The sequence below is a fragment of the Candidatus Nitrosoglobus terrae genome (assembly GCF_002356115.1).
Taxonomy (GTDB): domain Bacteria; phylum Pseudomonadota; class Gammaproteobacteria; order Nitrosococcales; family Nitrosococcaceae; genus Nitrosoglobus; species Nitrosoglobus terrae.
In genome coordinates this window covers 702,934-726,545 of sequence record NZ_AP014836.1, presented here as the reverse complement: position 1 = coordinate 726,545, position 23,612 = coordinate 702,934, and the positions used below count along the sequence as shown (strand labels likewise).

At 40.4% G+C, this 23,612-nt stretch carries 37 protein-coding genes; 3 read left to right on the top strand and 34 right to left on the bottom strand.

Features of this window, described 5'->3' with window-relative positions:
* Positions 1 to 234 precede the first annotated feature (234 nt).
* From TAO_RS03545 to TAO_RS03525, 5 genes are all read right to left on the bottom strand, one after another.
* Positions 235 to 1,362 carry a glycosyltransferase gene (locus TAO_RS03545; protein ID WP_231910562.1) on the bottom strand — a complete coding sequence of 376 codons (1,128 nt, stop codon included), beginning with the start codon at positions 1,360 to 1,362 and terminating at the stop codon, positions 235 to 237.
* 129 nt (positions 1,363 to 1,491) lie between these two features.
* Entirely contained in the window at positions 1,492 to 2,766 is a 1,275-nt protein-coding gene (gene cysN, locus TAO_RS03540; RefSeq protein ID WP_096526647.1) for a sulfate adenylyltransferase subunit CysN, read from the bottom strand.
* 4 nt (positions 2,767 to 2,770) lie between these two features.
* A complete protein-coding gene (gene cysD / locus TAO_RS03535; RefSeq protein ID WP_096526646.1) occupies positions 2,771 to 3,676 on the bottom strand; it encodes a sulfate adenylyltransferase subunit CysD in 906 nt (301 codons plus the stop codon).
* Between the two features lie 34 nt (positions 3,677 to 3,710).
* Positions 3,711 to 4,448, bottom strand: coding sequence for a phosphoadenylyl-sulfate reductase (locus tag TAO_RS03530; protein ID WP_096526645.1), 738 nt, complete (start codon positions 4,446 to 4,448; stop codon positions 3,711 to 3,713).
* Positions 4,449 to 4,465: 17 nt separating this feature from the next.
* On the bottom strand, positions 4,466 to 5,266 hold the full coding sequence (locus TAO_RS03525) for a sulfite exporter TauE/SafE family protein (protein ID WP_096526644.1): 801 nt from the start codon (positions 5,264 to 5,266) through the stop codon (positions 4,466 to 4,468).
* A 128-nt stretch (positions 5,267 to 5,394) separates the two neighbouring features.
* Here TAO_RS03525 and cysB point away from each other — a divergent pair, with 128 nt between their 5' ends.
* Complete coding sequence (gene cysB, locus TAO_RS03520) at positions 5,395 to 6,315, top strand: HTH-type transcriptional regulator CysB (RefSeq protein ID WP_096526643.1); 921 nt, start codon at positions 5,395 to 5,397, stop codon at positions 6,313 to 6,315.
* On the opposite strand, the gene mtnA is transcribed toward cysB, so the two are convergent.
* The gene (mtnA, locus tag TAO_RS03515; RefSeq protein WP_096526642.1) at positions 6,312 to 7,361 is read right to left on the bottom strand and encodes an S-methyl-5-thioribose-1-phosphate isomerase; all 1,050 of its coding nucleotides are present in this window, start codon (positions 7,359 to 7,361) and stop codon (positions 6,312 to 6,314) included. The genes cysB and mtnA overlap by 4 nt on opposite strands.
* 303 nt (positions 7,362 to 7,664) lie before the next feature.
* Between mtnA and TAO_RS03510 the strand changes: the two genes are divergently transcribed.
* Positions 7,665 to 9,008, top strand: a complete 1,344-nt coding sequence (locus TAO_RS03510) for a TRZ/ATZ family hydrolase (RefSeq protein WP_096526641.1) — start codon at positions 7,665 to 7,667, stop codon at positions 9,006 to 9,008.
* Entirely contained in the window at positions 8,989 to 9,699 is a 711-nt protein-coding gene (ubiG, locus tag TAO_RS03505; protein ID WP_096526640.1) for a bifunctional 2-polyprenyl-6-hydroxyphenol methylase/3-demethylubiquinol 3-O-methyltransferase UbiG, read from the top strand. The genes TAO_RS03510 and ubiG overlap by 20 nt, the downstream gene beginning before the upstream one ends.
* A gap of 106 nt (positions 9,700 to 9,805) precedes the next feature.
* On the opposite strand, the gene rplQ is transcribed toward ubiG, so the two are convergent.
* The 28 genes from rplQ to rpsJ form a co-directional block, all read right to left on the bottom strand.
* Positions 9,806 to 10,177 carry a 50S ribosomal protein L17 gene (rplQ, locus tag TAO_RS03500; RefSeq protein ID WP_096526639.1) on the bottom strand — a complete coding sequence of 124 codons (372 nt, stop codon included), beginning with the start codon at positions 10,175 to 10,177 and terminating at the stop codon, positions 9,806 to 9,808.
* A 23-nt stretch (positions 10,178 to 10,200) separates the two neighbouring features.
* Entirely contained in the window at positions 10,201 to 11,193 is a 993-nt protein-coding gene (locus TAO_RS03495) for a DNA-directed RNA polymerase subunit alpha (RefSeq protein WP_096526638.1), read from the bottom strand.
* A gap of 88 nt (positions 11,194 to 11,281) precedes the next feature.
* Positions 11,282 to 11,908 (bottom strand): 30S ribosomal protein S4, encoded by a 627-nt coding sequence (rpsD, locus tag TAO_RS03490; protein WP_096526637.1) that lies wholly within the window; start codon positions 11,906 to 11,908, stop codon positions 11,282 to 11,284.
* 15 nt (positions 11,909 to 11,923) lie between these two features.
* Positions 11,924 to 12,313, bottom strand: coding sequence for a 30S ribosomal protein S11 (gene rpsK, locus TAO_RS03485; RefSeq protein WP_096526636.1), 390 nt, complete (start codon positions 12,311 to 12,313; stop codon positions 11,924 to 11,926).
* A gap of 17 nt (positions 12,314 to 12,330) precedes the next feature.
* Entirely contained in the window at positions 12,331 to 12,684 is a 354-nt protein-coding gene (rpsM, locus tag TAO_RS03480) for a 30S ribosomal protein S13 (RefSeq protein WP_096526635.1), read from the bottom strand.
* Positions 12,685 to 12,801: 117 nt separating this feature from the next.
* Positions 12,802 to 12,915, bottom strand: coding sequence for a 50S ribosomal protein L36 (gene rpmJ, locus TAO_RS03475; protein WP_096526634.1), 114 nt, complete (start codon positions 12,913 to 12,915; stop codon positions 12,802 to 12,804).
* A gap of 51 nt (positions 12,916 to 12,966) precedes the next feature.
* A complete protein-coding gene (gene secY, locus TAO_RS03470; protein WP_096526633.1) occupies positions 12,967 to 14,346 on the bottom strand; it encodes a preprotein translocase subunit SecY in 1,380 nt (459 codons plus the stop codon).
* A gap of 3 nt (positions 14,347 to 14,349) precedes the next feature.
* Complete coding sequence (rplO, locus tag TAO_RS03465) at positions 14,350 to 14,787, bottom strand: 50S ribosomal protein L15 (RefSeq protein ID WP_096526632.1); 438 nt, start codon at positions 14,785 to 14,787, stop codon at positions 14,350 to 14,352.
* A 1-nt stretch (position 14,788) separates the two neighbouring features.
* A complete protein-coding gene (gene rpmD, locus TAO_RS03460) occupies positions 14,789 to 14,971 on the bottom strand; it encodes a 50S ribosomal protein L30 (protein WP_096526631.1) in 183 nt (60 codons plus the stop codon).
* A 5-nt stretch (positions 14,972 to 14,976) separates the two neighbouring features.
* Entirely contained in the window at positions 14,977 to 15,489 is a 513-nt protein-coding gene (rpsE, locus tag TAO_RS03455; RefSeq protein WP_096526630.1) for a 30S ribosomal protein S5, read from the bottom strand.
* Between the two features lie 11 nt (positions 15,490 to 15,500).
* Positions 15,501 to 15,857: a 50S ribosomal protein L18 gene (gene rplR / locus TAO_RS03450; protein WP_096526629.1), complete on the bottom strand. Its 357-nt coding sequence runs from the start codon at positions 15,855 to 15,857 to the stop codon at positions 15,501 to 15,503.
* A gap of 24 nt (positions 15,858 to 15,881) precedes the next feature.
* Complete coding sequence (rplF, locus tag TAO_RS03445) at positions 15,882 to 16,415, bottom strand: 50S ribosomal protein L6 (protein ID WP_096527738.1); 534 nt, start codon at positions 16,413 to 16,415, stop codon at positions 15,882 to 15,884.
* 14 nt (positions 16,416 to 16,429) lie between these two features.
* On the bottom strand, positions 16,430 to 16,822 hold the full coding sequence (gene rpsH, locus TAO_RS03440; protein WP_096526628.1) for a 30S ribosomal protein S8: 393 nt from the start codon (positions 16,820 to 16,822) through the stop codon (positions 16,430 to 16,432).
* Between the two features lie 53 nt (positions 16,823 to 16,875).
* Positions 16,876 to 17,181 carry a 30S ribosomal protein S14 gene (gene rpsN, locus TAO_RS03435; protein WP_096526627.1) on the bottom strand — a complete coding sequence of 102 codons (306 nt, stop codon included), beginning with the start codon at positions 17,179 to 17,181 and terminating at the stop codon, positions 16,876 to 16,878.
* A 16-nt stretch (positions 17,182 to 17,197) separates the two neighbouring features.
* Positions 17,198 to 17,737 (bottom strand): 50S ribosomal protein L5, encoded by a 540-nt coding sequence (rplE, locus tag TAO_RS03430; protein WP_096527737.1) that lies wholly within the window; start codon positions 17,735 to 17,737, stop codon positions 17,198 to 17,200.
* Between the two features lie 76 nt (positions 17,738 to 17,813).
* Positions 17,814 to 18,131, bottom strand: a complete 318-nt coding sequence (gene rplX / locus TAO_RS03425; RefSeq protein WP_096526626.1) for a 50S ribosomal protein L24 — start codon at positions 18,129 to 18,131, stop codon at positions 17,814 to 17,816.
* Between the two features lie 12 nt (positions 18,132 to 18,143).
* Positions 18,144 to 18,512: a 50S ribosomal protein L14 gene (gene rplN, locus TAO_RS03420; RefSeq protein WP_096526625.1), complete on the bottom strand. Its 369-nt coding sequence runs from the start codon at positions 18,510 to 18,512 to the stop codon at positions 18,144 to 18,146.
* 57 nt (positions 18,513 to 18,569) lie between these two features.
* Positions 18,570 to 18,830, bottom strand: coding sequence for a 30S ribosomal protein S17 (rpsQ, locus tag TAO_RS03415; protein ID WP_096526624.1), 261 nt, complete (start codon positions 18,828 to 18,830; stop codon positions 18,570 to 18,572).
* A 7-nt stretch (positions 18,831 to 18,837) separates the two neighbouring features.
* Positions 18,838 to 19,029, bottom strand: a complete 192-nt coding sequence (rpmC, locus tag TAO_RS03410) for a 50S ribosomal protein L29 (protein WP_096526623.1) — start codon at positions 19,027 to 19,029, stop codon at positions 18,838 to 18,840.
* Entirely contained in the window at positions 19,029 to 19,442 is a 414-nt protein-coding gene (gene rplP, locus TAO_RS03405) for a 50S ribosomal protein L16 (RefSeq protein ID WP_096526622.1), read from the bottom strand. Before rplP ends, rpmC begins: the two co-directional genes overlap by 1 nt.
* A 6-nt stretch (positions 19,443 to 19,448) precedes the next feature.
* On the bottom strand, positions 19,449 to 20,129 hold the full coding sequence (rpsC, locus tag TAO_RS03400) for a 30S ribosomal protein S3 (RefSeq protein WP_096526621.1): 681 nt from the start codon (positions 20,127 to 20,129) through the stop codon (positions 19,449 to 19,451).
* A gap of 12 nt (positions 20,130 to 20,141) precedes the next feature.
* Positions 20,142 to 20,477, bottom strand: coding sequence for a 50S ribosomal protein L22 (gene rplV, locus TAO_RS03395; protein WP_096526620.1), 336 nt, complete (start codon positions 20,475 to 20,477; stop codon positions 20,142 to 20,144).
* Positions 20,478 to 20,493: 16 nt separating this feature from the next.
* A complete protein-coding gene (gene rpsS / locus TAO_RS03390) occupies positions 20,494 to 20,766 on the bottom strand; it encodes a 30S ribosomal protein S19 (RefSeq protein ID WP_096526619.1) in 273 nt (90 codons plus the stop codon).
* An 18-nt stretch (positions 20,767 to 20,784) separates the two neighbouring features.
* Positions 20,785 to 21,615: a 50S ribosomal protein L2 gene (gene rplB, locus TAO_RS03385; protein ID WP_096526618.1), complete on the bottom strand. Its 831-nt coding sequence runs from the start codon at positions 21,613 to 21,615 to the stop codon at positions 20,785 to 20,787.
* 42 nt (positions 21,616 to 21,657) lie between these two features.
* Positions 21,658 to 21,954, bottom strand: a complete 297-nt coding sequence (gene rplW, locus TAO_RS03380; protein ID WP_096526617.1) for a 50S ribosomal protein L23 — start codon at positions 21,952 to 21,954, stop codon at positions 21,658 to 21,660.
* Positions 21,951 to 22,565 (bottom strand): 50S ribosomal protein L4, encoded by a 615-nt coding sequence (gene rplD / locus TAO_RS03375; protein ID WP_096527736.1) that lies wholly within the window; start codon positions 22,563 to 22,565, stop codon positions 21,951 to 21,953. The genes rplW and rplD overlap by 4 nt, the downstream gene beginning before the upstream one ends.
* A gap of 27 nt (positions 22,566 to 22,592) precedes the next feature.
* On the bottom strand, positions 22,593 to 23,255 hold the full coding sequence (gene rplC / locus TAO_RS03370) for a 50S ribosomal protein L3 (protein WP_096526616.1): 663 nt from the start codon (positions 23,253 to 23,255) through the stop codon (positions 22,593 to 22,595).
* Between the two features lie 34 nt (positions 23,256 to 23,289).
* The gene (gene rpsJ / locus TAO_RS03365) at positions 23,290 to 23,604 is read right to left on the bottom strand and encodes a 30S ribosomal protein S10 (RefSeq protein ID WP_096527735.1); all 315 of its coding nucleotides are present in this window, start codon (positions 23,602 to 23,604) and stop codon (positions 23,290 to 23,292) included.
* Positions 23,605 to 23,612: the final 8 nt, after the last annotated feature.

Here is a 23,612-nt window from a genome sequence, read left to right as displayed (position 1 = left end):
ATCTATCAACAACACATAGAAGAATTTTATTCAATATTAAAATGCTCTAAGGGCATTTTCTTAGCAAATTTCCATAGCAGCCTTTATACAATCCCAGAATTTATAGGTATATCTATAATTAACTCAAATTAAGGGATATCAATAAAGCAAGTGTTTTTAGTATCCTTAGTTTATAAAACCCCCTATCCGTCATCTCTATGGATTTTGCTTAAGATACCTACTCTACTATCTATTTCAGCGTGTATAGTTTCGACCTTTCCAGCTAGAGCGTACACCACGCCAGTAACGTAGCGCTGAACCCCAAGTCATCGCAAGATACAAGGTACCCGTCACAGGTAGCAGTAAGGCAAAATATGGCGAGACACGATAATAATACAATGTTGGTATATAGCTTATCAGCATCGCAATAAATGCCGTAAAAGCTACCATACGGCTAATACCGGTACCTATCAGCAATACTACTAACGGTAACCAATATGCAACAATAAAAACTACAGTTACCGCCCATAATAACCATAGTGAGTAACGAAGCTGAGTATATGCAGAACGTGCTATCATTTGATATATAGCATTAAAACTGGTATAGAGCCGATAGCTCACAACCCCCCGGCTAAGGCCAATCCAAATACGACCGCCCGCCTCCTTTACTTGTCGTGCTAGTGTACAATCATCAATTAGCGCATCTCGCATTGAGCTGAAAGCTCCAATAGTACGAAGCACTTCAGTCTCTACCAATATACAACCGCCTGCCGCTGCAGCCACCCATGGGCTACGTGAATTAGAAATAGCAAACGGATATAACAATTTGAAATAATACACAAAAGCAGGCAACAACAGGCAATCCCAGAAGCTAATACGGCGTAAATCTGCCATTAAAGAAACAAGCTGTGCCCCAGACTCACGTTTATGATGTAAAAGTGCAGCTAATAGGTTAGGCTTAAGTACAATATCACCATCTAATAACAATGTAAGGGGCGTTTGAACATGAGCTAACCCCTGCTCTAAAGCCCATAATTTGCCTGTCCAGCCTTGGAGAAGCGGTGCGCCCTGTAACACAGTTGCGCCTGCAGTGCGCGCTAAGTCTGCTGTTCTATCTTCCGATTGATCATCAATCACCAAGATTCGCAAGCCAACCCCTTGGGTATATAAAGCTTCAACAGTGGCGGCAATAGTTCCTACCTCATTACGCGCTGGCACTAACACTGTAACTTCTGAAAGATCCATATCATCTTTGCTAACAGTGGTTACTGAATCTGGTTCAAGATACTCTCGATTCAGCCACGGCAGCCATGGCACAATAAGGACAGCTAACCATATTACGGTACTTGGTAGAGCTAACCATACCCACATTGCATCACCCATACTGATATCCGTATGTAGGCCCCTACCCCTAAATTAAACTGTTAAGCACCAAAACAATACACCTTGACTAGTAGCTCTCGAGCTAGTTTTACAGCTCAACTGTCTAAATAAAGACATTCTATTTATAAGCTAAATAATCATCCCCGCGCCTACAGTCTCATTAGTAAATTCATTAATAAGAATTAAGCTACCTGTTCCCCTATTCTTACGATAACTATCAAAAAACAGCGGGCTTGTTGTTCGAATTTTAACTCGGCCAATATCGTTAAGCTCTAGTGCTACTTTATCCTCAACTCGGCTTAAGGTGGTAATATCCAATTTATAACGCACCTCTTTAACTACGCAGCGGGCATCTTTAGTAGTATGCTTGATAGCATATTTACCTCCCGGGATTAAAGGTGTTTCATGCAACCAGCAGACCATTAACTCAATATCTTGAGTAGATTGAGGTTGGTTAGTAGGTTTAACAATCATATCCCCTCGGCTGATATCAATATCATCCTCTAAGGTAAGAGTTACCGACATAGGCGCAAATGCCTCATCTATTACGCCATCCATAGTATTAATAGATTTAATACGGGTAGATAATCCTGAAGGAAGCGCTATAATTTCATCTCCCAGTCGAAAAATACCGCCTTCCACGCGCCCAGCATAGCCGCGATAATCATGATAGCTATCGGAGTGAGGACGAATAACGTATTGTACTGGAAAACGGCTATCAATATGATTATAGTCACTGCCAATATGTACATTTTCCAGTATATAAAGTAGCGTACCCCCCTGATACCACGGCATACGCTCAGATTTCTCAACCACGTTATCCCCATAAAATGCACTTATAGGAATATAGTGAATATCAGGAATGTCTAGCTTAGCTGCAAAATCCTCAAACTCATTTTTGATACGATCAAAAACTTCTTCCTTATATTCTACTAGGTCCATCTTATTAATACACAATACAAGATGAGGAAGCTCTAACAGAGAAGTAATTGAGGCATGACGACGAGTTTGCTCAATTATTCCATGACGCGCATCTACTAATACAATAGCTAAATTAGCAGTTGAAGCTCCAGTGACCATATTTCGGGTATATTGTATATGACCTGGGGTATCAGCAATAATAAACTTACGTTTAGGGGTAGCAAAATAACGATAGGCGACATCAATCGTAATACCTTGCTCACGCTCTGCCCGTAAACCGTCTGTTAATAATGCTAAATTAATCTGACCATTACTCTGCTGCTGGCTACTTTTTTGAATCGCCTCTAACTGATCTTCAAAAATAGATTTTGAATCATAAAGTAGACGACCAATTAAAGTACTTTTACCATCATCCACACTACCGGCAGTAGTAAGCCTTAATAAATCCATGGATAGATATTGTGATTGTAAGGATCCATTCATAACTTTAAAAATAACCCTGCCTTTTACGATCTTCCATTGCAGCTTCTGAACGCTTATCGTCAGCTCTCCCTCCGCGCTCAGTTACTCTAGCTGCTGCTACTTCCTGAATAATATCCTCAATGGTAGTCGCCTCAGATTCTACCACCCCAGTACAAGTCATATCCCCTACTGTTCGGCAGCGAACACGCCGTCGCTCTAGAATCTCTCCCCTAGCTAAAACAATATAAGGAGAATTAGATAGCAACATTCCATCTCGCTTAGTAATTTCTCTTTCATGGCTAAAGTAGATGCTAGGAATAGTTATATGCTCTTGAGCAATATATTGCCAAATATCCATTTCAGTCCAATTACTAAGTGGAAATACCCGGAAATGTTCACCTATATGTTTGCGGTCATTGAAAAGCCCCCATAATTCAGGTCTCTGATTCTTAGGATCCCATTGGCCAAACTCATCTCGGTGAGAAAAAATTCTTTCTTTAGCCCGTGCTTTTTCTTCATCACGGCGTCCACCTCCAAAAGCGGCGTCAATCTTAAGCTCTTCAATAGCATCTAATAAAGTGACCGTCTGCAGTTTATTACGGCTAGCATTTAATCCCTTCTCCTCGACAGCGCGCCCTTTATCAATAGAATCCTGCACTAACCTAATAATCAGTTTCGCCTCCATTTTCGCTACAAAATCGTCCCTAAACGCTAAAGTTTCCGGGAAATTATGCCCAGTATCAATATGCAACAAAGGAAATGGTAGCTTAGCAGGCCAAAAAGCTTTTTTGGCCAGCCACACCATAACTATAGAATCCTTACCTCCGGAGAACAGCAGCGCTGGCTGTTCAAACGTGGCTGCTACCTCACGCATAATAAATATTGATTCTGCTTCAAGCTGTTTTAGATGAGTCAGATGATACGATTTCATAACTTCCCATTTGCCGATAAATATTTACTACAAGCTATACTGCCGATTTAGCCTTTAATCTACCTTGAGAATAATTCTTTGTATGTAGGCCACATTCTTTCGTGATAGCATCTTCCCACCACCATCTTCCGGCACGAATATCTTCACCTACAGTAATAGCACGGGTACACGGCGCACAGCCGATACTGGCATAACCTTTATCGTGCAAAGCATTATAAGGTAGCCCAAATTGGCGTATATAGCTCCAAACATCATCTTCACTCCAATCAATCAAGGGGTTAAATTTCTGTAACCCATATTCTTTATCCCACTCAGAGAGTGATAGCTCTTTACGAGTTATTGATTGCTCTCGCCGTACCCCGCTAATCCAAGCTTTTTTTCCAGATAACGCTCGCCTTAAAGGCTCTACCTTACGAATATAACAACACTCTTTACGCAACATAGTCGATTTGTAAAAGCCGTTTGGCCCGTATTCTCTCGCATAAGCCTCTACGGCTTGGGGTTCTGGAAAATAGAGAATTATTTCCCGATCATAGCGATCTTTAATTTTTTGCATTACATCGTAAGTCTCTTGGGGCAAACGACCCGTATCCAAAGTAAATATCTCTATCCTCGGTGCATGCTTACAAATAAGATCTGCAAGCACTATATCCTCAACTCCAAAACTACAGGCAAAACAAGTAGGAATATAATTGCCTTCAATTGAGATCAATAGCGAAGATACCATCTCAACTTTACTTGCTAATAAATCCTCTCTTGTTAGGCTATCCACTATTGTATTCTTCCTTTTTAAAAAATAAATTTAATACCTATAAACATGAGTAAAGCAGATAAAGCTACTCGCGTAATCTTTTCCGAAACATATACGCCTGCTTGGCTACCTAAATAAACTCCAGGTAAAGAACCCAAAAGTAAATTACCCAAAAGCATTATATCCACTGATCCTAAATACCAGTGCCCAATACCTGCGATAGCGGTTAAAGGTACAGCATGGGCAATATCTGTAGCTACAATCTGAGCCATTCGCAATCTAGGGTAAAGATATAATAATATTACTGCACCTAACGCCCCAGCTCCAACAGAGGATAAGGTAACCAAAAAACCTAATACTCCTCCCATCACAACAGTACTTATCGCAGTGAAACGCGGATTCCATCGCAGCAAGATAAATATCTGCAACAATCTAGGCAACCTACCTTTTATGCTTATGCTTTGTAACCAACTCTTCAGAGGCAATGATAGAGCCGTTAAAACTAAAGCCACCCCTAAAGCTGTATTGATCAAGTTTTCTAATTTCTGATCGTGATTCTGAAATAACTTTAGTATTTGTAACGTTATCAGCGTTGCCGGAATACTCCCTAGAGCTAGAAATCCGACTACTCGCCACTGAATGGTATGGTGCCGCCAATGAGCCCCAATACCCCCAATTTTAGTGAGTGCTGCAAATAATAAGTCCGTTCCTACCGCCGTTAGCGGTGGAAGCCCAAAACCAAAAATTAGTAACGGAGTCATTAACGATCCACCACCAACGCCCGTTAACCCAACCATAAAACCAACAACTAACCCAGCAATAACATATCCCAATCCCATTTATCTTAATCCTATTATTATTTCCTTTTTAAAAAACAGGAAGCTCATGGAAATTGTAATGCTTAACAAATATCATATCAAAATATATTATTCTTTATAGATATAATTTTTAATTATACTAAATAACTATGAAACTACGACAATTACAGCTTGTACGCGAAGTAGCACGACGAAAATATAATATATCTGCTGCTGCACAAGCACTTCACACCACTCAGCCAGGGGTGAGCAATCAAATCCATCTCTTAGAACAAGAACTGGGTATACTTATATTTGAGCGTCACGGAAAAAGACTTACAGGGATAACCCCAATTGGGGTTGTAATCTTAAGGATGATTGAACGTATCTTACAGGAAGTAAATAATATTAAAGAAGTAAGCGCAGAAGCTACTGATGATCGTCAAGGAATACTTTCTATTGCTACCACTCACACTCAAGCCCGTTATATCCTCCCATTAGTAATCAAAACATTCAGAGATTGTTACCCTAATGTTCGTTTAAAGATGTTCCAAGGCACTCCTCCTCAAATCGCTGAAATGGCGGCTACCGGTGTTGTAGATTTAGCAATTGCTACCGAAGCTATTGAATCATTTGAAGAGCTAATTCTGTTGCCTTGCTATAATTGGAATCGAAGTGTAATCGTTCCACCAGAGCACCCTCTACTTACATGCCAGCCTCTAACTTTAGAAGCGGTAGCACAATACCCTATTGTGACCTATGTATTTGGTTTTACGGGCCGATCTAAGCTTGATAAGGCTTTTACGAGTAAAGGATTAATACCAAATGTCGTTCTAACTGCTACGGATGCCGATGTTATTAAGACTTATCTCCACTTAGGGCTAGGTATTGGAATTATAGCCAGCATGGCGTTTGATCCAATTCAAGATGCCCCGCTTAAAGCTATCGATGCCAGTCACCTATTTGAACCTAGCACAACCCATATCGGGATTCGTCGCGGTGTTTATCTACGGGGGTATATTTATGCCTTTATCAAGTTATTCACACCACAGCTTACTCGAGAAGTGATAGATGCAGCTATTCATAGTTAAGCTAAAAGGGTTTTCATACGATTACTATTAGGCTGAAGAATTACTCCCTTCTCAGTAACAAGAGCATCAATCAGATCAGCAGGCGTGACATCAAAAGCAGGATTATAGACTTCAGTACCTGGCATGGCGACAGCCTTGCCAGCCAAAGTCAGAATTTCTTCCTGGGGACGTTGCTCTATAGGAATCTCACTACCACTAGATAAGCTCCAATCGATTGTTGAAGTTGGAGCTACTACCATAAAACGCACTCCATGGTGACGGGCAGCCAAAGCTAAGCTATAAGATCCTATTTTATTAGCGGTATCCCCATTAGCTGCAATCCGATCTGCACCAATAATTACCCATTGAATCTGACCTTGCCCTAGCAAATAAGGAGCAACACTATCGGCAATAAGTACGGTTGGTATTTGATCACGCATCAACTCCCATGCAGTAAGCCGCGCTCCTTGCAGCCAAGGGCGAGTTTCATCCGCAAACACTTTTTTAATTTGCCCCTTACTATAAGCATGACGAATAACTCCAAGCGCAGTACCAAAACCACCGGTTGCTAAAGAGCCTGTATTACAATGAGTCAATACATTTGCTGACCCTTCAATCAGAGCGGCTCCTAGCTTACTCATTTGATAATTAGCTTCGATATCTTCTAAGTGAATAGACTGAGCCTCAGCAAGCAAAACAGCCTCCGGATCAACATTATCCGGAAGATCCTTGATGCGAGAACGCATTCTAGCTAAAGCCCAAAAAAGATTAACTGCAGTAGGTCGAGCCGCTGCTAATGCGCATAAATCGGCTTCAATAAGCTGTCTCCAGCTTAAACTGGATTCAGAAAAACGAGCTCTTGCTGCAAGCACTACCCCATAGGCCGCAGCAATCCCAATTGCAGGCGCGCCTCGTACTACCATTTTAGTAATAGCCTCAGCCACCTCAGAGGCGCGGGTTGCAACCTGATAAGTTTCTTCCTCTGGAAGACGACGCTGATCCAAAAATTGCACACCCATTTCAGCCCAAATCACAGCGCGAATTGCGTCATATTTAGTGCTTAACACTTTATGTTATATCCAGTTTAAAAGATTAAAAAGCCCAAAATATAGTGTTGAGTTACTTATTCTCTCACTACGCTCATCAAGGCAATAGTGCTTACCGCTTTTTTATACTCAAATAACCCTATAATCTATATCCATTTCTTTACTGCCAAATAGCTAGCAAGCAAAATAAAAAATATCACTTAATATTAATTATTAAAAACCCTAACTATCCTCTTGCTAATACACCTATTGTTATAATATCAAATATAATAAGGTTATACTTCTGCAGTTATTTTATTCATCTATAACCCTCAACCCTCTATTATGCAAAATATTGATACTATAATTCAGGCTCCTTGGATTATTCCCATTACCCCAGACGATCAAGTATTAGAGGGCTATAGCCTCGCTATCCATCAAGGACGGATTATAGACTGTGCTCCAACAGAAAAAATTAAAACCTACTACCAAGGACAGAATCAAATCGAATTCTCACAACATGCCCTAATGCCCGGCTTTATTAATGCCCATACCCACAGTCCTATGTCTCTTCTACGTGGGCTCGCAGATGATCTACCTCTCATGGAGTGGCTTAATGATCATATTTGGCCGGCTGAAGCGAAATGGATAAGCGAGACTTTTATTCGTGATGGGGCTCTTTTAGCAATTGCTGAAATGCTTCGTGGAGGAATAACCTGCTTTAATGATATGTACTTTTTTCCTGAGGTAGTAGCTCAAGTAGCAGCTGAAACTGGTATACGCGCAGTTATTGGTATGATTACTATCGATTTCCCTAGCGTTTGGGCTAAAAACCCCCAAGACTATATTCGTAAAGGGTTAGAGTTAAATAATAAATACCAGAATCATCCTCTTATCAAAACTGCTCTTGCCCCTCATGCCCCTTATACTGTTAGCGATAAATCCTTAATGCAAATCGCTATTCTGGCTAAAGAACTCCATCTTCCAGTGCATATGCACATCCATGAAACAGAAGATGAAATAAACCAAAGTTTAACCCAGTATGGTATTAGGCCCTTAGAACGACTGCAACGATTAGAATTACTTTCGCCCCAGCTCCTCGCGGTTCATATGACACAACTTACTAATGAAGAAATTCAAATAATTGCAGCTAAGGGTGCTCATATTGTCCACTGCCCCGAGTCTAACCTGAAGCTTGCTAATGGTTTCTGCCCGATAGCAAAGCTATATCAAGCAGGAGTAAATATCGCATTGGGCACTGATAGTGCAGCGAGTAATAATGATTTAGATATGTTTACAGAAATGCGGCTTGCAACCTTATTAGCGAAAACAGTAGCTCACGATGCCAAAGTTATTACCGTTAATCAAGCGCTCCGTATGGCTACTTTGAATGGGGCAAAAGCTTTAGGATTAGAACAAGAGATTGGTTCTTTAGAGATAGGTAAAGCTGCTGATATAATCGCAATTGATCTTGGCAAGCTAGAAACTCAACCTATCTATAACCCAGCTTCTCAAATAGTTTATGCAGCAAGTCGAGATAAAGTTAGTGATGTGTGGATAGCGGGTCAACAAGTCATAAAAAAATATCAATTTATAACCTTAGATGAATCATTCATTTTATCTAATACTAAGACCTGGGAAAAAAAGATAAAGGAAGCAAAAAATCCATATGAAAGAAAAATTAGCTAATGTTGACCCTAGGGAGATAACTAAATTCGAGCAACTAGCCCACAAGTGGTGGGATTATGAAAGCGAATTTAAACCCCTCCATGATATTAATCCGCTTCGCTTAGAATACATTCGTAGCTATTGCGCTTTAGACGGTAAGCAAGTATTAGATGTAGGCTGTGGTGGTGGTATCTTAACAGAAGCGCTAGCTAGACTCGGTGCTAAAGTAACAGGAATCGATTTGGGTAGCACCCCTTTATCTGTAGCACGCTTACATGCTTTAGAAAATGGCCTAGAAATTGATTATCAGCAAATCAGCGTGGAGCAGTTTGCAGAAAAAAAAGCTGAATTCTTTGATATAGTTATCAGTCTAGAAATGCTAGAACATGTGCCAAAGCCTAGCAGTGTTATCGCCTCCTGTTCGCAGCTACTTAAGCCTGATGGGAAAGCATTTTTTTCTACGATTAATCGGACTCCAAAAGCTTATTTATTCGGCATTATTGGCGCTGAGTACACCCTAAGATTATTACCTAAGGGTACTCATGACTATCGGCGATTTATCCGTCCTTCTGAGCTAGAAAGTTGGTGTCGAGCATCGAATCTAACAATTAACAATCTGACAGGTCTTCATTACAATCCTATAACTAGACGCTACTGGCTCGGCAATGATATTAACGTTAATTATCTTAGCTATGGAACAAAAATAATCTGATTCTCTCTAAACCTATAAAGCCTATATTCAGCCTCACTACTGCCTGCCATAAAGAAGATCTCGCTACAAAACAAAATCTTAGATTTATAGAGTAAAAAGTTAAAGTTTATGCATTAGGGCGTGAACGTTCAACTAGCTCTACAAATGCCATTGGTGCCTTATCTCCTGCCCGAAACCCATTTTTTAAGATTCGTAGATAGCCACCGGGACGCCCTTGATAATGAGGGCCTAATTCATTAAACAGCTTAATTACTGCTTTCCTATCTCTTAATCGCGAAAATGCTAATCGTCGATTAGGTACCGAATCTTCCTTAGCCAAAGTAATTAATGGTTCAACAATACGTCTAAATTCTTTTGCTTTAGGTAGAGTTGTATTAATTATCTCATGGTTAATCAAAGAAACAGCCATATTGCGGAACATTAATCTACGATGAGCACCAGTTCGGTTGAGCTTCCTTCCGCTACAGCGGTGGCGCATAATTTTTCTCCTTTCCTTATTTATTAAACAGAAGATGCCCTAGTATCACTTTGTATCTCTGTAGGTGGCCAGTTATCTAGACGTGTCCCTAAAGAGAGTCCTCGCGAAGCTAGCACATCTTTAATCTCTGTCAGCGACTTCTTTCCTAAATTTGGCGTCTTTAACAATCCAACTTCTGTTCGTTGAATAAGATCTCCAACATAATAAATATTTTCTGCTTTTAGACAATTTACTGATCGCACTGTCAGCTCTAAATCATCTATTGGTTGTAACAGTATAGGATCAACCTGGAGCATTTTTTCCTCTTTAGATCCTTTTACTTTATTTTCTAGTTCAACAAAAGCCGTCAATTGATCTTGTAGGATTGTTGCCGCTTTTCGTATTGCTTCATCCGGGGATATTGTACCGTTTGTTTCAATCTCTATAATTAACTTATCTAAATCAGTTCGTTGCTCAACACGAGCGCTATCCACTTCATAGGCTACTCTACGAATAGGACTAAAGGAGGCATCAAGAACTAATCGCCCAATAGACTGATCTTCTTCTGTAAGCCGCGTTGAAGCCGGCTGATAACCTCGGCCACGGGCAGCTTTCATAATAATATTAATCTCACCAGAATGTGTAAGATGAGCCACCACGTGATCTGGATTAACAATCTCTACATCATGCTCAAGTTCTATATCTCCCGCTGTTATCTTTCCGGGACCTTTACTATTTAATATTAAAGTAACCTCATTACGCCCATGTAGCTTAACTGCAACCCCTTTCAGGTTAAGCAAAATTTCTGTTATATCTTCCTGTACTCCATCCTTAGCAGTATATTCATGCAGTACTTGATTAATTTGTGCTTCGATAATAGCACAACCTGGCATTGATGACAGCAAAATTCGGCGTAGAGCATTCCCAAGTGTATGCCCAAATCCACGCTCTAGCGGTTCTAGCGTAACTTTAGCTATATAGCTATTGATTTGCTCAACATTTACTATCCTAGGTTTAAGAAACTCAGATACTGACATAGATACTGTATTTCCCCTTTAGGGAGGGTTAATATTACGTTGGAGTATATTAGAAAGCAGGGCTTTTCTTATTGGGACTAATATTCTCTTACTTTGAGTAAAGTTCAACAACTAGGTTTTCTTGGATATCAGAAGCAAGCTCACTACGATCTGGAATCCTTTTAAATACACCTTCCAGCTTATTAATATCAACTTCTATCCAGCTAAGCTCTGCACGCCCTTGGGCTAACTCAAGTGCAAACTTTATCCGATCCTGCTTCTTAGATCTCTCTCTAATAGATATCAGATCTTCAGTTTGCACTTGATAAGAAGGAATATTTATACCCCTACCATTAACAAGAACCCCTCTATGGTTGACAAGCTGTCTAGCCTCTGCGCGAGTACTACTAAAACCCATCCTATAAACTACATTATCAAGACGCGATTCAAGTAATTTAAGTAGATTCTCACCCGTAGATCCTTTATGTCGAACAGCCTTCTTATAGTAGCATCGAAACTGATTTTCCAATATACCATACATGCGGCGCAGTTTCTGCTTCTCGCGTAGCTGCAATGCATAATCTGATATGCGGGCGCGCTTAGACCCTGTTCCATGTTGGCCAGGTACTTGATCGATTTTACATTTAGAATCAATAGGCCGAATACCGCTTTTTAGAAATAGATCCGTACCTTCGCGTCGCGCCTGCTTAAGCTTGGGGCCTGTATACTTAGCCAATATAAGATCTCCTTTTTAAACTCTTCGCTTCTTGGGAGGACGGCACCCATTATGAGGAATAGGGGTTATATCTATAATATTTGTGATTTTAAATCCTACATTATTTAGAGCACGAGCAGCAGATTCACGCCCCGGACCTGGTCCTTTAACCCGTACTTCTAAATTTTTCATTCCCATTTCTTGTGCTACTCTTCCAGCTTTCTCTGCAGCCACCTGTGCAGCAAATGGCGTACTCTTGCGAGAGCCGCGGAATCCACTGCCGCCCGATGTTGCCCATGCCAATGTATTTCCTTGGCGATCGCTAATCGTAATAATTGTATTATTAAAAGAAGCGTGAATATGTGCAACGCCATCAATTACAATTTTTTTAATTCGTTTTTTTACACTTGTTTTTACCTTTACCATGGTGCTTATCCAACTATCTATTTTGCTAATCTTCTCGGTCCCTTGCGCGTCCTTGCATTGGTTTGAGTACGTTGACCTCGCACTGGAAGACCTCTTCTATGACGAATCCCCCGATAACAACTTATATCCATTAATCGTTTAATATCCATGCTTACCTCACGCCGTAAATCCCCTTCTACTGAAAACTTAGCAATCCTAGCCCTCAATTCATCTAGATCGGTATCGGAGAGATCCCTAACTTTTTTATCAAAAGCTACCCCAGCTGCTTCACATATTTTCCTAGCACGCGCTAAGCCTATTCCATAAATAGATGTAAGCGCAATTACTGTGTGCTTATGTACAGGGATATTAACTCCAGCAATACGTGCCATTACTTTATCTCCATAAACCCTTACGCAGGGGTAAGCTTATTATTATCGTAGGTCGTGTATATTTTTGCCACTAGCTCATCAATTACCTATATATATATGCTGCATGCTGCGGATAATCTATCCTTGGCGTTGCTTATGACGGGCATCCTTACATATAATACGAACCACATTTTTCCGCCGTACAATTTTACAATAACGGCAAACCTTCTTTACCGAGGCGCGAACCTTCATTATTATCTTATACTCCTAATTTTCCTAGCCGCCTAGCCTAATTTAATTTAATTAATATAGCAAGCTACTCCCTCTCCCTCCTCCAGCAGCCCCAGCGCCTCCTTTTAGCTGAGATTTTTTTAATAAGCTCTCATATTGATGAGACATCAAATGCGCTTGTATTTGAGCTACAAAATCCATAACAACAACTACAATAATCAATAAAGAAGTACCTCCAAAATAAAAAGGCACATTCCAATATAATATTAAAAATTCTGGTAAAAGGCATACACCGGTAATATAAATTGCACCACCTAAGGTAAGGTGACCCATAACATTATCGATATATCTAGCTGTTTGCATCCCTGGCCGTATACCCGGAATGAATGCTCCTGATTTTTTTAAATTATCCGCTGTCTCTTTTGGATTAAAAACAAGTGCCGTATAAAAAAAACAGAAGAAAACAATAGCTATAGCATATAAAAATACATAGATAGGCTGCCCAGGAGAAAGGATGGCTGATAAGTTCCTAAGCCAGCCCATCCCTTCACCAGCGCCAAACCAATTCGCTACAGTTGCTGGGAAAAGGATAATACTTGACGCAAAAATGGGAGGAATAACTCCAGACATATTTATTTTTAGTGGCAAATGGCTAATCTGCCCCCCATATGTTCTTCTTCCATGTTGCTGCTTAGCATAATGTACCGGTATACGTCGTTGAGCTCGCTCCATAAACACTACAAATGCGGTTACTAATACGATTAATACTAAAAGTGTCAATACTGTAAAAATATGTAGTTCTCCAGTCCTAGCTAGTTCTAACGTTCCGCCTAATGCTGATGGTAACCCTGCAACTATACCTGCAAAAATAATTAGTGAAATCCCATTCCCTATGCCACGCTCAGTGATCTGCTCTCCTAACCACATTAAGAATAGAGTTCCGCTTACGAGTGTCACTACTGCTGTTATCCTAAAAACTAACCCTATTTCAATAACAACAGAAGCTCCTCCTACTTGTTGTGATTCTAATGCAATAGCTACCCCAACTGATTGCACAGCAGCTAAGATTAGCGTGCTATAACGTGTATATTGAGTAATTTTTCGCCGCCCTGACGCCCCTTCCTTTCGTAATTGTTCCAGTTTTGGATGAACTGTCGTTAGCAATTGTATAATAATAGATGCCGAGATATAAGGCATAATACCTAATGCAAAAACAGATAAACGCTGTAGGGCACCCCCAGAAAACATATTAAACATATCCAGAATAGTGCCCCGTTGCTGTTCAAATAAGGCAGCTAATGCAATAGGATCAATTCCGGGAACAGGAATAAATGTACCAATTCTATAGACTAGCAGCGCACCTATGACAAAATATAGCCTGTGCCGTAACTCTATTAGGTTATTAAAATTATCTCGATCAAACGATTTTTTATAGGTGCCCTTATTAGCCACAATTTACTCCTCGATTCGACCACCTGCTGCTTCAATAGCTCGGCGTGCATTCGCAGATACTTTAATACCTTGCAGATTTATCGCTCGATTAATAACTCCACCCGATACAATTACTTTAACTTGTTTAACTCTGAAAGGAATTAAACCCTCCTTAACAAGGGTAAGTATATTTATAGTATCGCTTTCAATATTGCTAAGCTGGCTAAGGTGCACTTGAGCTGAGAAACGCGATTTACGAGAATTAAAGCCAATTTTAGGAACTCGCCTTTGTAAAGGTAGCTGACCACCCTCAAATCCAATTTTATGAAAGCCCCCCGATCGAGCTTTTTGACCTTTATGGCCACGGCCACAAGTTTTTCCAAGACCGCTGCCTATACCTCGCCCTACGCGCTTTTTTATCTGCCTACTGCCTTCATTTGGGGAAATCGTATTTAACCGCATTTTAACTTTCCCCCACTCTAAGAAGATAAGAGGTTTTCCTAATCATCCCTCGATTCTCTGGGGTATCAATAACTTCAACTGTTTGACCAATTCGCCGAAGACCCAGCCCGATAATACATGCTTTATGCTTTACCAATCGCCCTATCGGGCTCTTCAATAATGTTACCTTAATTACCTTTTGCATCTCTATTATTCACCAGCAATTTCCTTGAGGCTCTTGCCACGCTTAGCAGCAATGCTATCTGGGTCCGACATTTGTGCGAGCCCTCTAACAGTAGCTCTCACAACGTTCACAGCGTTTGCTGAACCAACACATTTCGCTAAAACATTATGTATACCTATAACTTCAAAAACAGATCTCATTGCGCCCCCAGCAATAATCCCCGTCCCTTCAGAAGCAGGCTGCATATAGATTTTAGCTGCGCCATAACGAGCAATAATTGGATACTGTAACGTATCCCCTTTTAGAGGGATAGAAATCATGTTCTTTCTTGCGTTTTCCATAGCTTTTTGAATAGCAGAAGGAACTTCTCGAGCCTTCCCTCGCCCAAACCCAATACGCCCTTTACCATCACCTACTACTGTTAAAGCTGAAAAGCCAAACTGACGCCCGCCTTTCACAACTTTTGCAACACGCCTTACACCAACTAACTTTTCTAGTAACCCATCTCCCATTGCCCGGCGATCTATTTGTTGTGCCATCAAACTAACCTTTAAAACTGTAATCCGCCTTCACGAGCCGCGTCTGCTAACGCTTTTACTCGACCATGATATCTATAACCAGAACGATCAAAAGCGATACTATGAATACCTTTTGCTTTAGCTCGTTCAGCAATTCTTTTGCCAATGACCATCGCTGCCTCCTTATTACCAGTATTATTCTTTAGCTCCTGCCTTAAGCTCAACTCTACTGTTGATGCACTAACAATAATGTCCCCGCTTATTGGTTTAATGATCTGCGCATAAATATGTTTAGAAGTACGATGAACCGCTAATCTTACTACTCCCAGACTGTGGAGTCTGCATCTTGTTTTAATTGCTCGCCGCAACCTTGCTATTTTTTTATCCATGCCATTTATTGCCTTTAATCGCCATTACTTCTTCTTAGCTTCTTTGCGTACAATTATTTCGCTTGTATAACGAATACCTTTTCCCTTATAAGGCTCAGGTACCCTAAAATTACGAATATTCGCTGCAGCTTGGCCAACCTGCCGCTTATCTGCTCCCTTAACTATTACATCAGTCGGGCTTGGTGTCTCAACGGTAAGACCTATAGGTACAATAAATTCAATAGGATGAGAATAGCCTAGGTTAAGTAAGAGCTTTTTTCCTTGAATTTGTGCTCGATATCCAACGCCAACTAACTGTAAACGCTCCTCAAACCCTTGATTTACTCCTCGAACCATATTATTTACTAAAGATCGAAATGTTCCACTTAACGCTTCGGCATGCTTTCCCAACTTCTTAGGCAAGAAATTTAATGTACGTTCTTTTTGGGTAATTTGCACTAATTTATGGATGGGGAGAGAAAGAGATCCTTTTACCCCTTTCACCTTAATATCGTTTTCAGATACTGAGACCTCAACACCTTCTGGGATCAGTACAGGATTATTAGCAACCCTCGACATACTATTTTGCTCCTCTAAGCAACATAACATAGTACCTCACCGCCTTCCCTGATAGATCTTGCAGTCTTATCAGTCATAACACCACGAGATGTAGAAACGACAGTAATACCTAGTCCGTTGCGAATTCTAGGTAATTTATCTTTACCTCTATACACGCGTAACCCTGGGCGGCTTACTCTCTGTATCTCTTCAATCACCGCCTTACCATTATAGTATTTCAAGCATATTACTAATATGGGTTTTGTACCATTCACCACCCTATAATCTTCGATATAACCCTCCTCTTTTAAAACGCAGGCAATACCCTGTTTTAGCTTTGATGAAGGCATACTAACTTCCCGCTTACTCGCGCTTTGGCTATTACGTATCCGTGTCAGCATATCTGAGATGGGATCTGTCATACTCACAGTATTATTTTCAGCCTCTTTACATTTACAATTAAATATCTTTTAACATATACTTACCAGCTAGCTTTAGTTATCCCAGGGACATCCCCTTGCATCGCTGCCTCGCGTAATTTATTACGAGATAAGCCAAACTTACGCATATATCCACGAGGCCTACCAGTTATACAGCAGCGTCTTCGCTGACGTATAACTGAAGAATCTCTCGGTAAGCTACGAAACTCATATATGGCTTTCTGTTGCTCAGCTAAACTAAGGCTAGGGTCAAAGATCCGTGATTTTAGCTCTGTACGTTTCATCGCATACTTACGAGCTACTTGAACTCGTTTTAGCTCACGATTAATCATGCATTTTTTTGACATTACAGCCCTTTAATCTTTAAGACCTAAACGGAAAATTAAATTCTTTTAGTAACGCTCGACCTTCATCATCCGTTTTTGCCGTAGTTGTTATAGTAATATTCATTCCTCGTATAGCATCGATTTGATCGTAATCAATCTCTGGGAATATAATTTGCTCACGAATCCCCATATTATAATTACCTCTTCCATCAAAAGAGTTAGGGCTAAATCCTCGGAAATCTCTAATCCTAGGAATAGCAACATTAATTAACCGATCCAAAAACTCGTACATTCGCTTACGGCGCAGAGTAACTTTACAGCCAATAGGCCAATCTTCGCGAATCTTAAATCCAGCTATCGATTTCCTTGCCCGTGTAATCATTGGTTTCTGCCCAGAAATTTTAGCCATGTCATCTACCGCCCGCTCTAAAATTTTCTTATCCCCAGTTGCCTCTCCTACCCCCATATTTAGAGTAAGCTTTTCAATGCGGGGCACTGCCATAATAGAGCAATAACTTGATCGATCCCGTAGCCGATTAATAACAACATCCTGATAATATTTTTGTAATCTTGCCATATTAAATTTACCGCTCATGCTTAAAAACAAGCATAATCTAACCTTTAAATTAAATAATTCTCTACTAGATTACTAACTAAATATCGATAATTTCGCCATCTGACTTAAAATAACGCACCTTACGGGTATCTTCTAGTCTCTTAAACCCTATTCTATCACCTTTATCTTTAGCGGAATTATAGAGCATAATATTAGAAATATGAATCGACCCTTCTTTTTCAATGATCCCTCCTGGTTTTCCCGCAGCTGGATTAGGACGATCATGATGTTTCAGCATATTAATATTTTCTATAATTACACGATTATTCGACAGTACGCGTAAAATTTTTCCCTGTTTTCCCTTATCTCTTCCAGTAATAACAATAACCTGATCTCCTGCTCGTACTCTACGCATTACTGAATACTCCTACAATACTTCCGGCGCCAAAGACACAATCCGCATAAAACTCTCACTGCGCAGCTCTCGAGTTACAGGCCCAAATATTCTAGTACCTATAGGTTGTAATTGATTATTCAATAATACTGCTGCGTTATTATCAAACCGAATTAACGATCCATCAGCACGGCGAACACCTTTTCTAGTCCGTACAATTACCGCATTATATACTTCGCCTTTTCTAACTCTGCTTCTAGGAGTAGCTTCTTTTACTGCAACTTTAATAATATCGCCAATTTCTGCGTAACGGCGTTTCGATCCACCCAATACTTTGATGCAAACAAGTCGCCGGGCACCACTATTATCTGCTGCATCTAGGCTAGTCTGCATTTGAATCATTTGCTACTCTCCAATTAAATACTTACTATATTCTATAAAAAATAAAAAGTGTGGTAATCAGCGAGCATGCTCAACGATACTAACTAACTTCCAAGCTTTAGTTTTTGATAAAGGGCGCGTCGATGTAACCGCAACAACATCTCCTGCTTGGCACTCATTATTTTCATCATGAGCATGTAATTTCGTAGAACGTTTTATATATTTCTTATAAATAGGATGGGCTACTCTACGCTCCACAAGCACTGTAATAGTTTTATTCATTTTATTACTTATTACACGCCCAATAATTCTACGTAGAGGTTTATCTTGGTCATTCATACTTTTATTACCCTCCCTGTTTTTCAGTCAGTATAGTTTTGATCCGTGCAATATCCCGCCGAACTCGGTTTAGTTCGCTATTTTTAGCTAACTGATCCCCGCTTCTCTGCATCCGCAATTTAAATTGCTCTCTAGAAAGATCTAAGAGCTCTCTTTGTAGATCCTCGGTTGTCTTCATCCTTAGCTCTTGACCTTTCATTACATGACCGTCCGTGTAACAAATACTGTTTTAATAGGTAGCTTAGCTGCAGCTAGCTCAAAAGCCCTTCTTGCTACTTCCTCTGCCACACCTTCCATTTCATAAAGAATGCAGCCTGGCTGTATATTAATAGCCCAGTATTCTACATTACCTTTGCCTTTTCCTTGGCGTACTTCGAGTGGTTTCTGGGTAATTGGTTTGTCTGGAAAAATTCTAATCCAGATTTTTCCACCTCGTTTAATATATCTTGTCATAGCGCGTCTAGCAGATTCAATTTGCCGCGCTGTAATCTGCCCTCTACCAATAGCCTTCAATCCATACTCACCAAAATCTACATAACTACCTCTAAGCGCCTGCCCGCGATTCCTACCTTTTTGCTGTTTACGGAATTTAGTTCTTTTCGGCTGCAACATTTTATATCACCTTAAATTACCTATCGCCGATTCCCCTATATTAACTTGCTGATCTAGCTGCTCAAACACTTCCCCTTTAAATATCCACACCTTAACACCAAGAACCCCATAAGTAGTTTTCGCTTCAGCAAAGCTATAATCGATATTAGCACGTAAGGTATGCAAAGGCACTCTCCCTTCTCGGTACCATTCGCTACGGGCAATTTCCGCTCCATTTAAGCGTCCAGAAATTTTTATTCTGATACCTTGAGCACCTACACGCATAGCATTAGTAACGGCACGCTTCATCGCTCGGCGGAACATAATTCGACGTTCAAGCTGTTGCGCTACACTTACTGCAACAAGGGTAGCATCTAACTCAGGTTTCCGTATCTCCTGAATATTGATATGAACGGGTATACCCATCATATCAGCAATCGTTTGCCGTAAATTATTAATATCCTCACCTTTCTTTCCAATTACAATACCCGGCCGCGCTGTATAGATAGTAATTCTCGCATTACGCGCAGGTCTATCAATTTGGATATTACTCACCAATGCCTGAGACAATCTCTTAGTCAAATAGCTACGCACTGCTAAATCATTATTTAGTAATTCGCTAAATTGACTACTATTTGCGTACCACTTAGAGTTCCAGTCTTTAACAATACCAAGACGGATACCAATAGGATGTACTTTTTGCCCCATTACTATACCCTCCTAATTCTCTGCAACCACTATCTTGATATGACAAGAACGCTTAAAAACTCTATTTGCACGGCCTCTAGCTCTTGCATAGGTTCGCTTTATAGTAGATCCCTCATCAATTATAATCGTATCAATCTTTAAGTCATCAATATCGGCTCCATCATTAGACTCAGCATTAGCAATTGCTGACTCTAGCACCTTTTTAATAATTTCAGCCGATTTCTTATGGCTAAAATTCAAAATATCTAAAGCCTTATCTACGGGAAGCCCTCGAATTTGATCAGCCACTAACCGCCCTTTTTGCGCTGATAATCGTACATATTTTAATATTGCTGTAGCTGTTGTCATTTTCTACTCCGCTCCACTACTTTGTCTTTCGGTCGGCCGCATGGCCTTTAAAAGTCCGTGTTGGAGCAAACTCACCCAATTTATGGCCAACCATATTTTCTGTAACTAGAACAGGAATGTGTTGTCGCCCGTTATGAATAGCGATCGTTAATCCAATCATTTCTGGAACTATCATTGATCGACGAGACCAAGTCTTGATTGGCCTACGACTCTGAGATTCAACTGCACTCCCTATTTTTTTTTGTAAATGGGGATCAACAAATGGGCCTTTTTTAATCGAACGCGGCATAGTCTACTATCCTGTCACTTATTTATTCTTACGTCGACGAGCAATGAGATTCTCAGTACGCTTATTATTACGGGTTTTATATCCCTTAGTTGGAATCCCCCAAGGACTAACTGGGTGACGACCACCAGATGTCCGACCTTCACCACCACCATGGGGATGATCAACAGGATTCATTGCAACGCCACGCACTGTAGGTCGTTTTCCTTGCCAACGCTTAACCCCAGCTTTACCTAAAGAGCATAATCCATGCTCATCATTTCCAACCTCTCCAATTGTGGCTCGGCATTCAGGTAATACTTTTCGCATCTCCCCTGATCGTAAACGTAATGTTACATACCTATCCTCGCGCGCTACCAGTTGGCATGAAGCTCCTGCGCTTCTCGCTAGTTGGGCGCCTTTACCTGGTTTTAGCTCAATACAATGAATAAGCGCGCCTATAGGGATATTTCTCAGAGGAAGACAGTTTCCATCACGTATTGGAACCTCTTGCCCTGAAACTACAATATCTCCCATTTTAATAGTTTTCGGTGCGATGATATAGCGCTTCTCTCCATCAGAATAACTAATTAGTGCAATATGAGCACTACGATTAGGATCGTATTCTAATCTTTCTACATATCCAGAAATGTCTATTTTATCACGATTAAAATCAATAACTCTATACAGTCGCTTATGTCCACCACCGCGATGGCGAACTGTTATTCTACCTTGGTTATTTCGACCCCCAGTCTTGCTCAATTTCCTAGTTAATGCCGCATATGGCCTATCTCTATATAAACTAGGAGAGCTTATTATTTTTACTAAAAACCGGCGACCAGCAGATGTAGGTTTAGTTTTTATAATTGGCATAACTAAGTCTCTAGTTTATTATCCAAAGCAGACAATCCATGCTCATTCAATATTCATAAAATTAATATCGTAACCCGAATGTAGTACTACATAAGCTTTTTTCCAGTCACTACGGCGACCTATATAGCGGCCAAAACGTTTATGCTTACCTTTAGTAGATACTGTATTTACTTTATCAACTTTGACGTTAAATAAAAATTCAACCGCCTGCTTTATTTCTTTTTTATTTGCACTGGAGAGAACTTTAAATACTGCTTGCTTATATTTTTCCCCTACTAAAGAACTCTTTTCAGAAAGTAGAGGTGCTAAGATAATTTTAGCTAAGCGCTCCTCACTCATATAAAGCTCTCCTCAATACTACGAATTACACTATCCACCACTAAAATCCCATCAAATTTAACTAAATCGACCGGGTTAATAGTTCTTATTGTACATACTGTAACTGTTGGGATATTCCGAGCTGATAGCTCAAAATTCCTATTACTTTCATTAGTAATTATCATCACCGTACGCCAATTAATAGGCTTCAATAATCTTATTAATTCTCTCGTCTTAGGCTCAGAGAAAAAGATGACATTACTATCTATCACTCGTAACCGATCCTGGCGTACAAGCTCTGAAAAAATAGAGCACATAGCAGCCCGGTACATTTTTTTATTTACTTTCTGTGAATAATCTCTCGGTTTAGCCGCAAATACCTTGCCACCGCCTTTCCATAGCGGGCTACGGATTGAGCCTGCTCTAGCTCGCCCCGTTCCTTTCTGGCGAAAAGGCTTAATACCACCGCCTCGCACTTCTGATCTCGTCTTTTGGGCCTGCGTACCTGCACGAGATCTAGCTAGATAAGCAACCACTACCTGGTGAACAAGAGGATCATTAAAGCGTTGAGAAAATATGGCATCTGATGCTTGTATAACACCTGCTTTAGTGTTTTCTACAAACTGTTGCATAACGATATCTGCCATTCTTGTTCTCCTTTATTTTGCTGCCGCCTTAAGCTTAGCTTTATTTGCTAGCTTAACTATCACATCACTCCCCATAGAACCTGGCACAGCTCCTTTTATCAAAAGGAATTGACGATCTTGATCCATTCGTACTAGCTCAAGATTTTGAACAGTCCTTCTAACATTACCCATATGTCCAGCCATTTTTTTTCCTTTAAACACTCGCCCTGGAGTCTGACATTGCCCAATAGATCCAGGAGCTCGATGGGATAGCGAGTTACCATGGCTAGCACTACCACCACCAAAATGATGTCGTTTAATTACACCAGCAAAACCGCGCCCTTTTGTAGTACCAGTAACATCGACCTTCTGGCCAGCTTCAAACCCTACATTTAAACTCTCAGAAACTCTAATATCCTCTCCTTCTCCATCTCTGAGCCGGAACTCATATAGTTTTTTCCCAGGTTCGACTCCGCCTTTAGCAAAATGCCCTCTAAGAGGTTTTGTAACACGAGAGTAATACCTCTCATCTATGGTTACTGCTACTTGTGCTGCTCGATACCCATCTCGTTCCATAGTTTTTATCTGCGAGACTTGGCTTCTAATGACCTCAATGACAGTTACCGATATTGATTCCCCATCATCAGTAAATATCCTCGTCATCCCAACCTTTCTGCCAACTAGCCCCATTGCCATTTATTTACCCTCGTATCTACGATCGAATACTTTATTAATTTAGCTTAATCTGGACATCAACACCAGCGGCTAAATCGAGCTTCATCAAGGCATCAACAGTTTTTTCTGTTGGGTCAATAATATCCATTAACCGCTTATGTGTCCTAATCTCATATTGATCTCGTGCGTCTTTGTTTACATGGGGCGATATCAGTATTGTAAACCGTTCTTTATGAGTAGGTAGCGGAATTGGTCCTCGTATATATGCACCTGTACGTTTAGCAGTATCTACGATTTCTCGCGCTGATTGATCTATCAATCGATGATCAAATGCTTTCAATCTGATTCTAATTACCTGTTGTTTAACCATATTATTAC

Excerpts from the sequence above, each read along its gene's own strand:
- TAO_RS03545 (WP_231910562.1), bottom strand. The coding sequence starts at position 1,362 with ATGGGTGATGCAATGTGGGTATGGTTAGCTCTACCAAGTACCGTAATA.
- cysN (WP_096526647.1), bottom strand. The coding sequence starts at position 2,766 with ATGAATGGATCCTTACAATCACAATATCTATCCATGGATTTATTAAGG.
- cysD (WP_096526646.1), bottom strand. The coding sequence starts at position 3,676 with ATGAAATCGTATCATCTGACTCATCTAAAACAGCTTGAAGCAGAATCA.
- TAO_RS03525 (WP_096526644.1), bottom strand. The coding sequence starts at position 5,266 with ATGGGATTGGGATATGTTATTGCTGGGTTAGTTGTTGGTTTTATGGTT.
- cysB (WP_096526643.1), top strand. The coding sequence starts at position 5,395 with ATGAAACTACGACAATTACAGCTTGTACGCGAAGTAGCACGACGAAAA.
- TAO_RS03510 (WP_096526641.1), top strand. The coding sequence starts at position 7,665 with ATGCAAAATATTGATACTATAATTCAGGCTCCTTGGATTATTCCCATT.
- ubiG (WP_096526640.1), top strand. The coding sequence starts at position 8,989 with ATGAAAGAAAAATTAGCTAATGTTGACCCTAGGGAGATAACTAAATTC.
- rplQ (WP_096526639.1), bottom strand. The coding sequence starts at position 10,177 with ATGCGCCACCGCTGTAGCGGAAGGAAGCTCAACCGAACTGGTGCTCAT.
- TAO_RS03495 (WP_096526638.1), bottom strand. The coding sequence starts at position 11,193 with ATGTCAGTATCTGAGTTTCTTAAACCTAGGATAGTAAATGTTGAGCAA.
- rpsK (WP_096526636.1), bottom strand. The coding sequence starts at position 12,313 with ATGGTAAAGGTAAAAACAAGTGTAAAAAAACGAATTAAAAAAATTGTA.
- rpsM (WP_096526635.1), bottom strand. The coding sequence starts at position 12,684 with ATGGCACGTATTGCTGGAGTTAATATCCCTGTACATAAGCACACAGTA.
- rpmJ (WP_096526634.1), bottom strand. The coding sequence starts at position 12,915 with ATGAAGGTTCGCGCCTCGGTAAAGAAGGTTTGCCGTTATTGTAAAATT.
- rplO (WP_096526632.1), bottom strand. The coding sequence starts at position 14,787 with ATGCGGTTAAATACGATTTCCCCAAATGAAGGCAGTAGGCAGATAAAA.
- rpmD (WP_096526631.1), bottom strand. The coding sequence starts at position 14,971 with ATGCAAAAGGTAATTAAGGTAACATTATTGAAGAGCCCGATAGGGCGA.
- rpsE (WP_096526630.1), bottom strand. The coding sequence starts at position 15,489 with ATGGCACAACAAATAGATCGCCGGGCAATGGGAGATGGGTTACTAGAA.
- rplR (WP_096526629.1), bottom strand. The coding sequence starts at position 15,857 with ATGGATAAAAAAATAGCAAGGTTGCGGCGAGCAATTAAAACAAGATGC.
- rplF (WP_096527738.1), bottom strand. The coding sequence starts at position 16,415 with ATGTCGAGGGTTGCTAATAATCCTGTACTGATCCCAGAAGGTGTTGAG.
- rpsN (WP_096526627.1), bottom strand. The coding sequence starts at position 17,181 with ATGTCAAAAAAATGCATGATTAATCGTGAGCTAAAACGAGTTCAAGTA.
- rplE (WP_096527737.1), bottom strand. The coding sequence starts at position 17,737 with ATGGCAAGATTACAAAAATATTATCAGGATGTTGTTATTAATCGGCTA.
- rplX (WP_096526626.1), bottom strand. The coding sequence starts at position 18,131 with ATGCGTAGAGTACGAGCAGGAGATCAGGTTATTGTTATTACTGGAAGA.
- rplN (WP_096526625.1), bottom strand. The coding sequence starts at position 18,512 with ATGATTCAAATGCAGACTAGCCTAGATGCAGCAGATAATAGTGGTGCC.
- rpsQ (WP_096526624.1), bottom strand. The coding sequence starts at position 18,830 with ATGAATGACCAAGATAAACCTCTACGTAGAATTATTGGGCGTGTAATA.
- rpmC (WP_096526623.1), bottom strand. The coding sequence starts at position 19,029 with ATGAAAGGTCAAGAGCTAAGGATGAAGACAACCGAGGATCTACAAAGA.
- rplP (WP_096526622.1), bottom strand. The coding sequence starts at position 19,442 with ATGTTGCAGCCGAAAAGAACTAAATTCCGTAAACAGCAAAAAGGTAGG.
- rpsC (WP_096526621.1), bottom strand. The coding sequence starts at position 20,129 with ATGGGGCAAAAAGTACATCCTATTGGTATCCGTCTTGGTATTGTTAAA.
- rplV (WP_096526620.1), bottom strand. The coding sequence starts at position 20,477 with ATGACAACAGCTACAGCAATATTAAAATATGTACGATTATCAGCGCAA.
- rpsS (WP_096526619.1), bottom strand. The coding sequence starts at position 20,766 with ATGCCGCGTTCGATTAAAAAAGGCCCATTTGTTGATCCCCATTTACAA.
- rplB (WP_096526618.1), bottom strand. The coding sequence starts at position 21,615 with ATGCCAATTATAAAAACTAAACCTACATCTGCTGGTCGCCGGTTTTTA.
- rplW (WP_096526617.1), bottom strand. The coding sequence starts at position 21,954 with ATGAGTGAGGAGCGCTTAGCTAAAATTATCTTAGCACCTCTACTTTCT.
- rplD (WP_096527736.1), bottom strand. The coding sequence starts at position 22,565 with ATGCAACAGTTTGTAGAAAACACTAAAGCAGGTGTTATACAAGCATCA.
- rplC (WP_096526616.1), bottom strand. The coding sequence starts at position 23,255 with ATGGCAATGGGGCTAGTTGGCAGAAAGGTTGGGATGACGAGGATATTT.
- rpsJ (WP_096527735.1), bottom strand. The coding sequence starts at position 23,604 with ATGGTTAAACAACAGGTAATTAGAATCAGATTGAAAGCATTTGATCAT.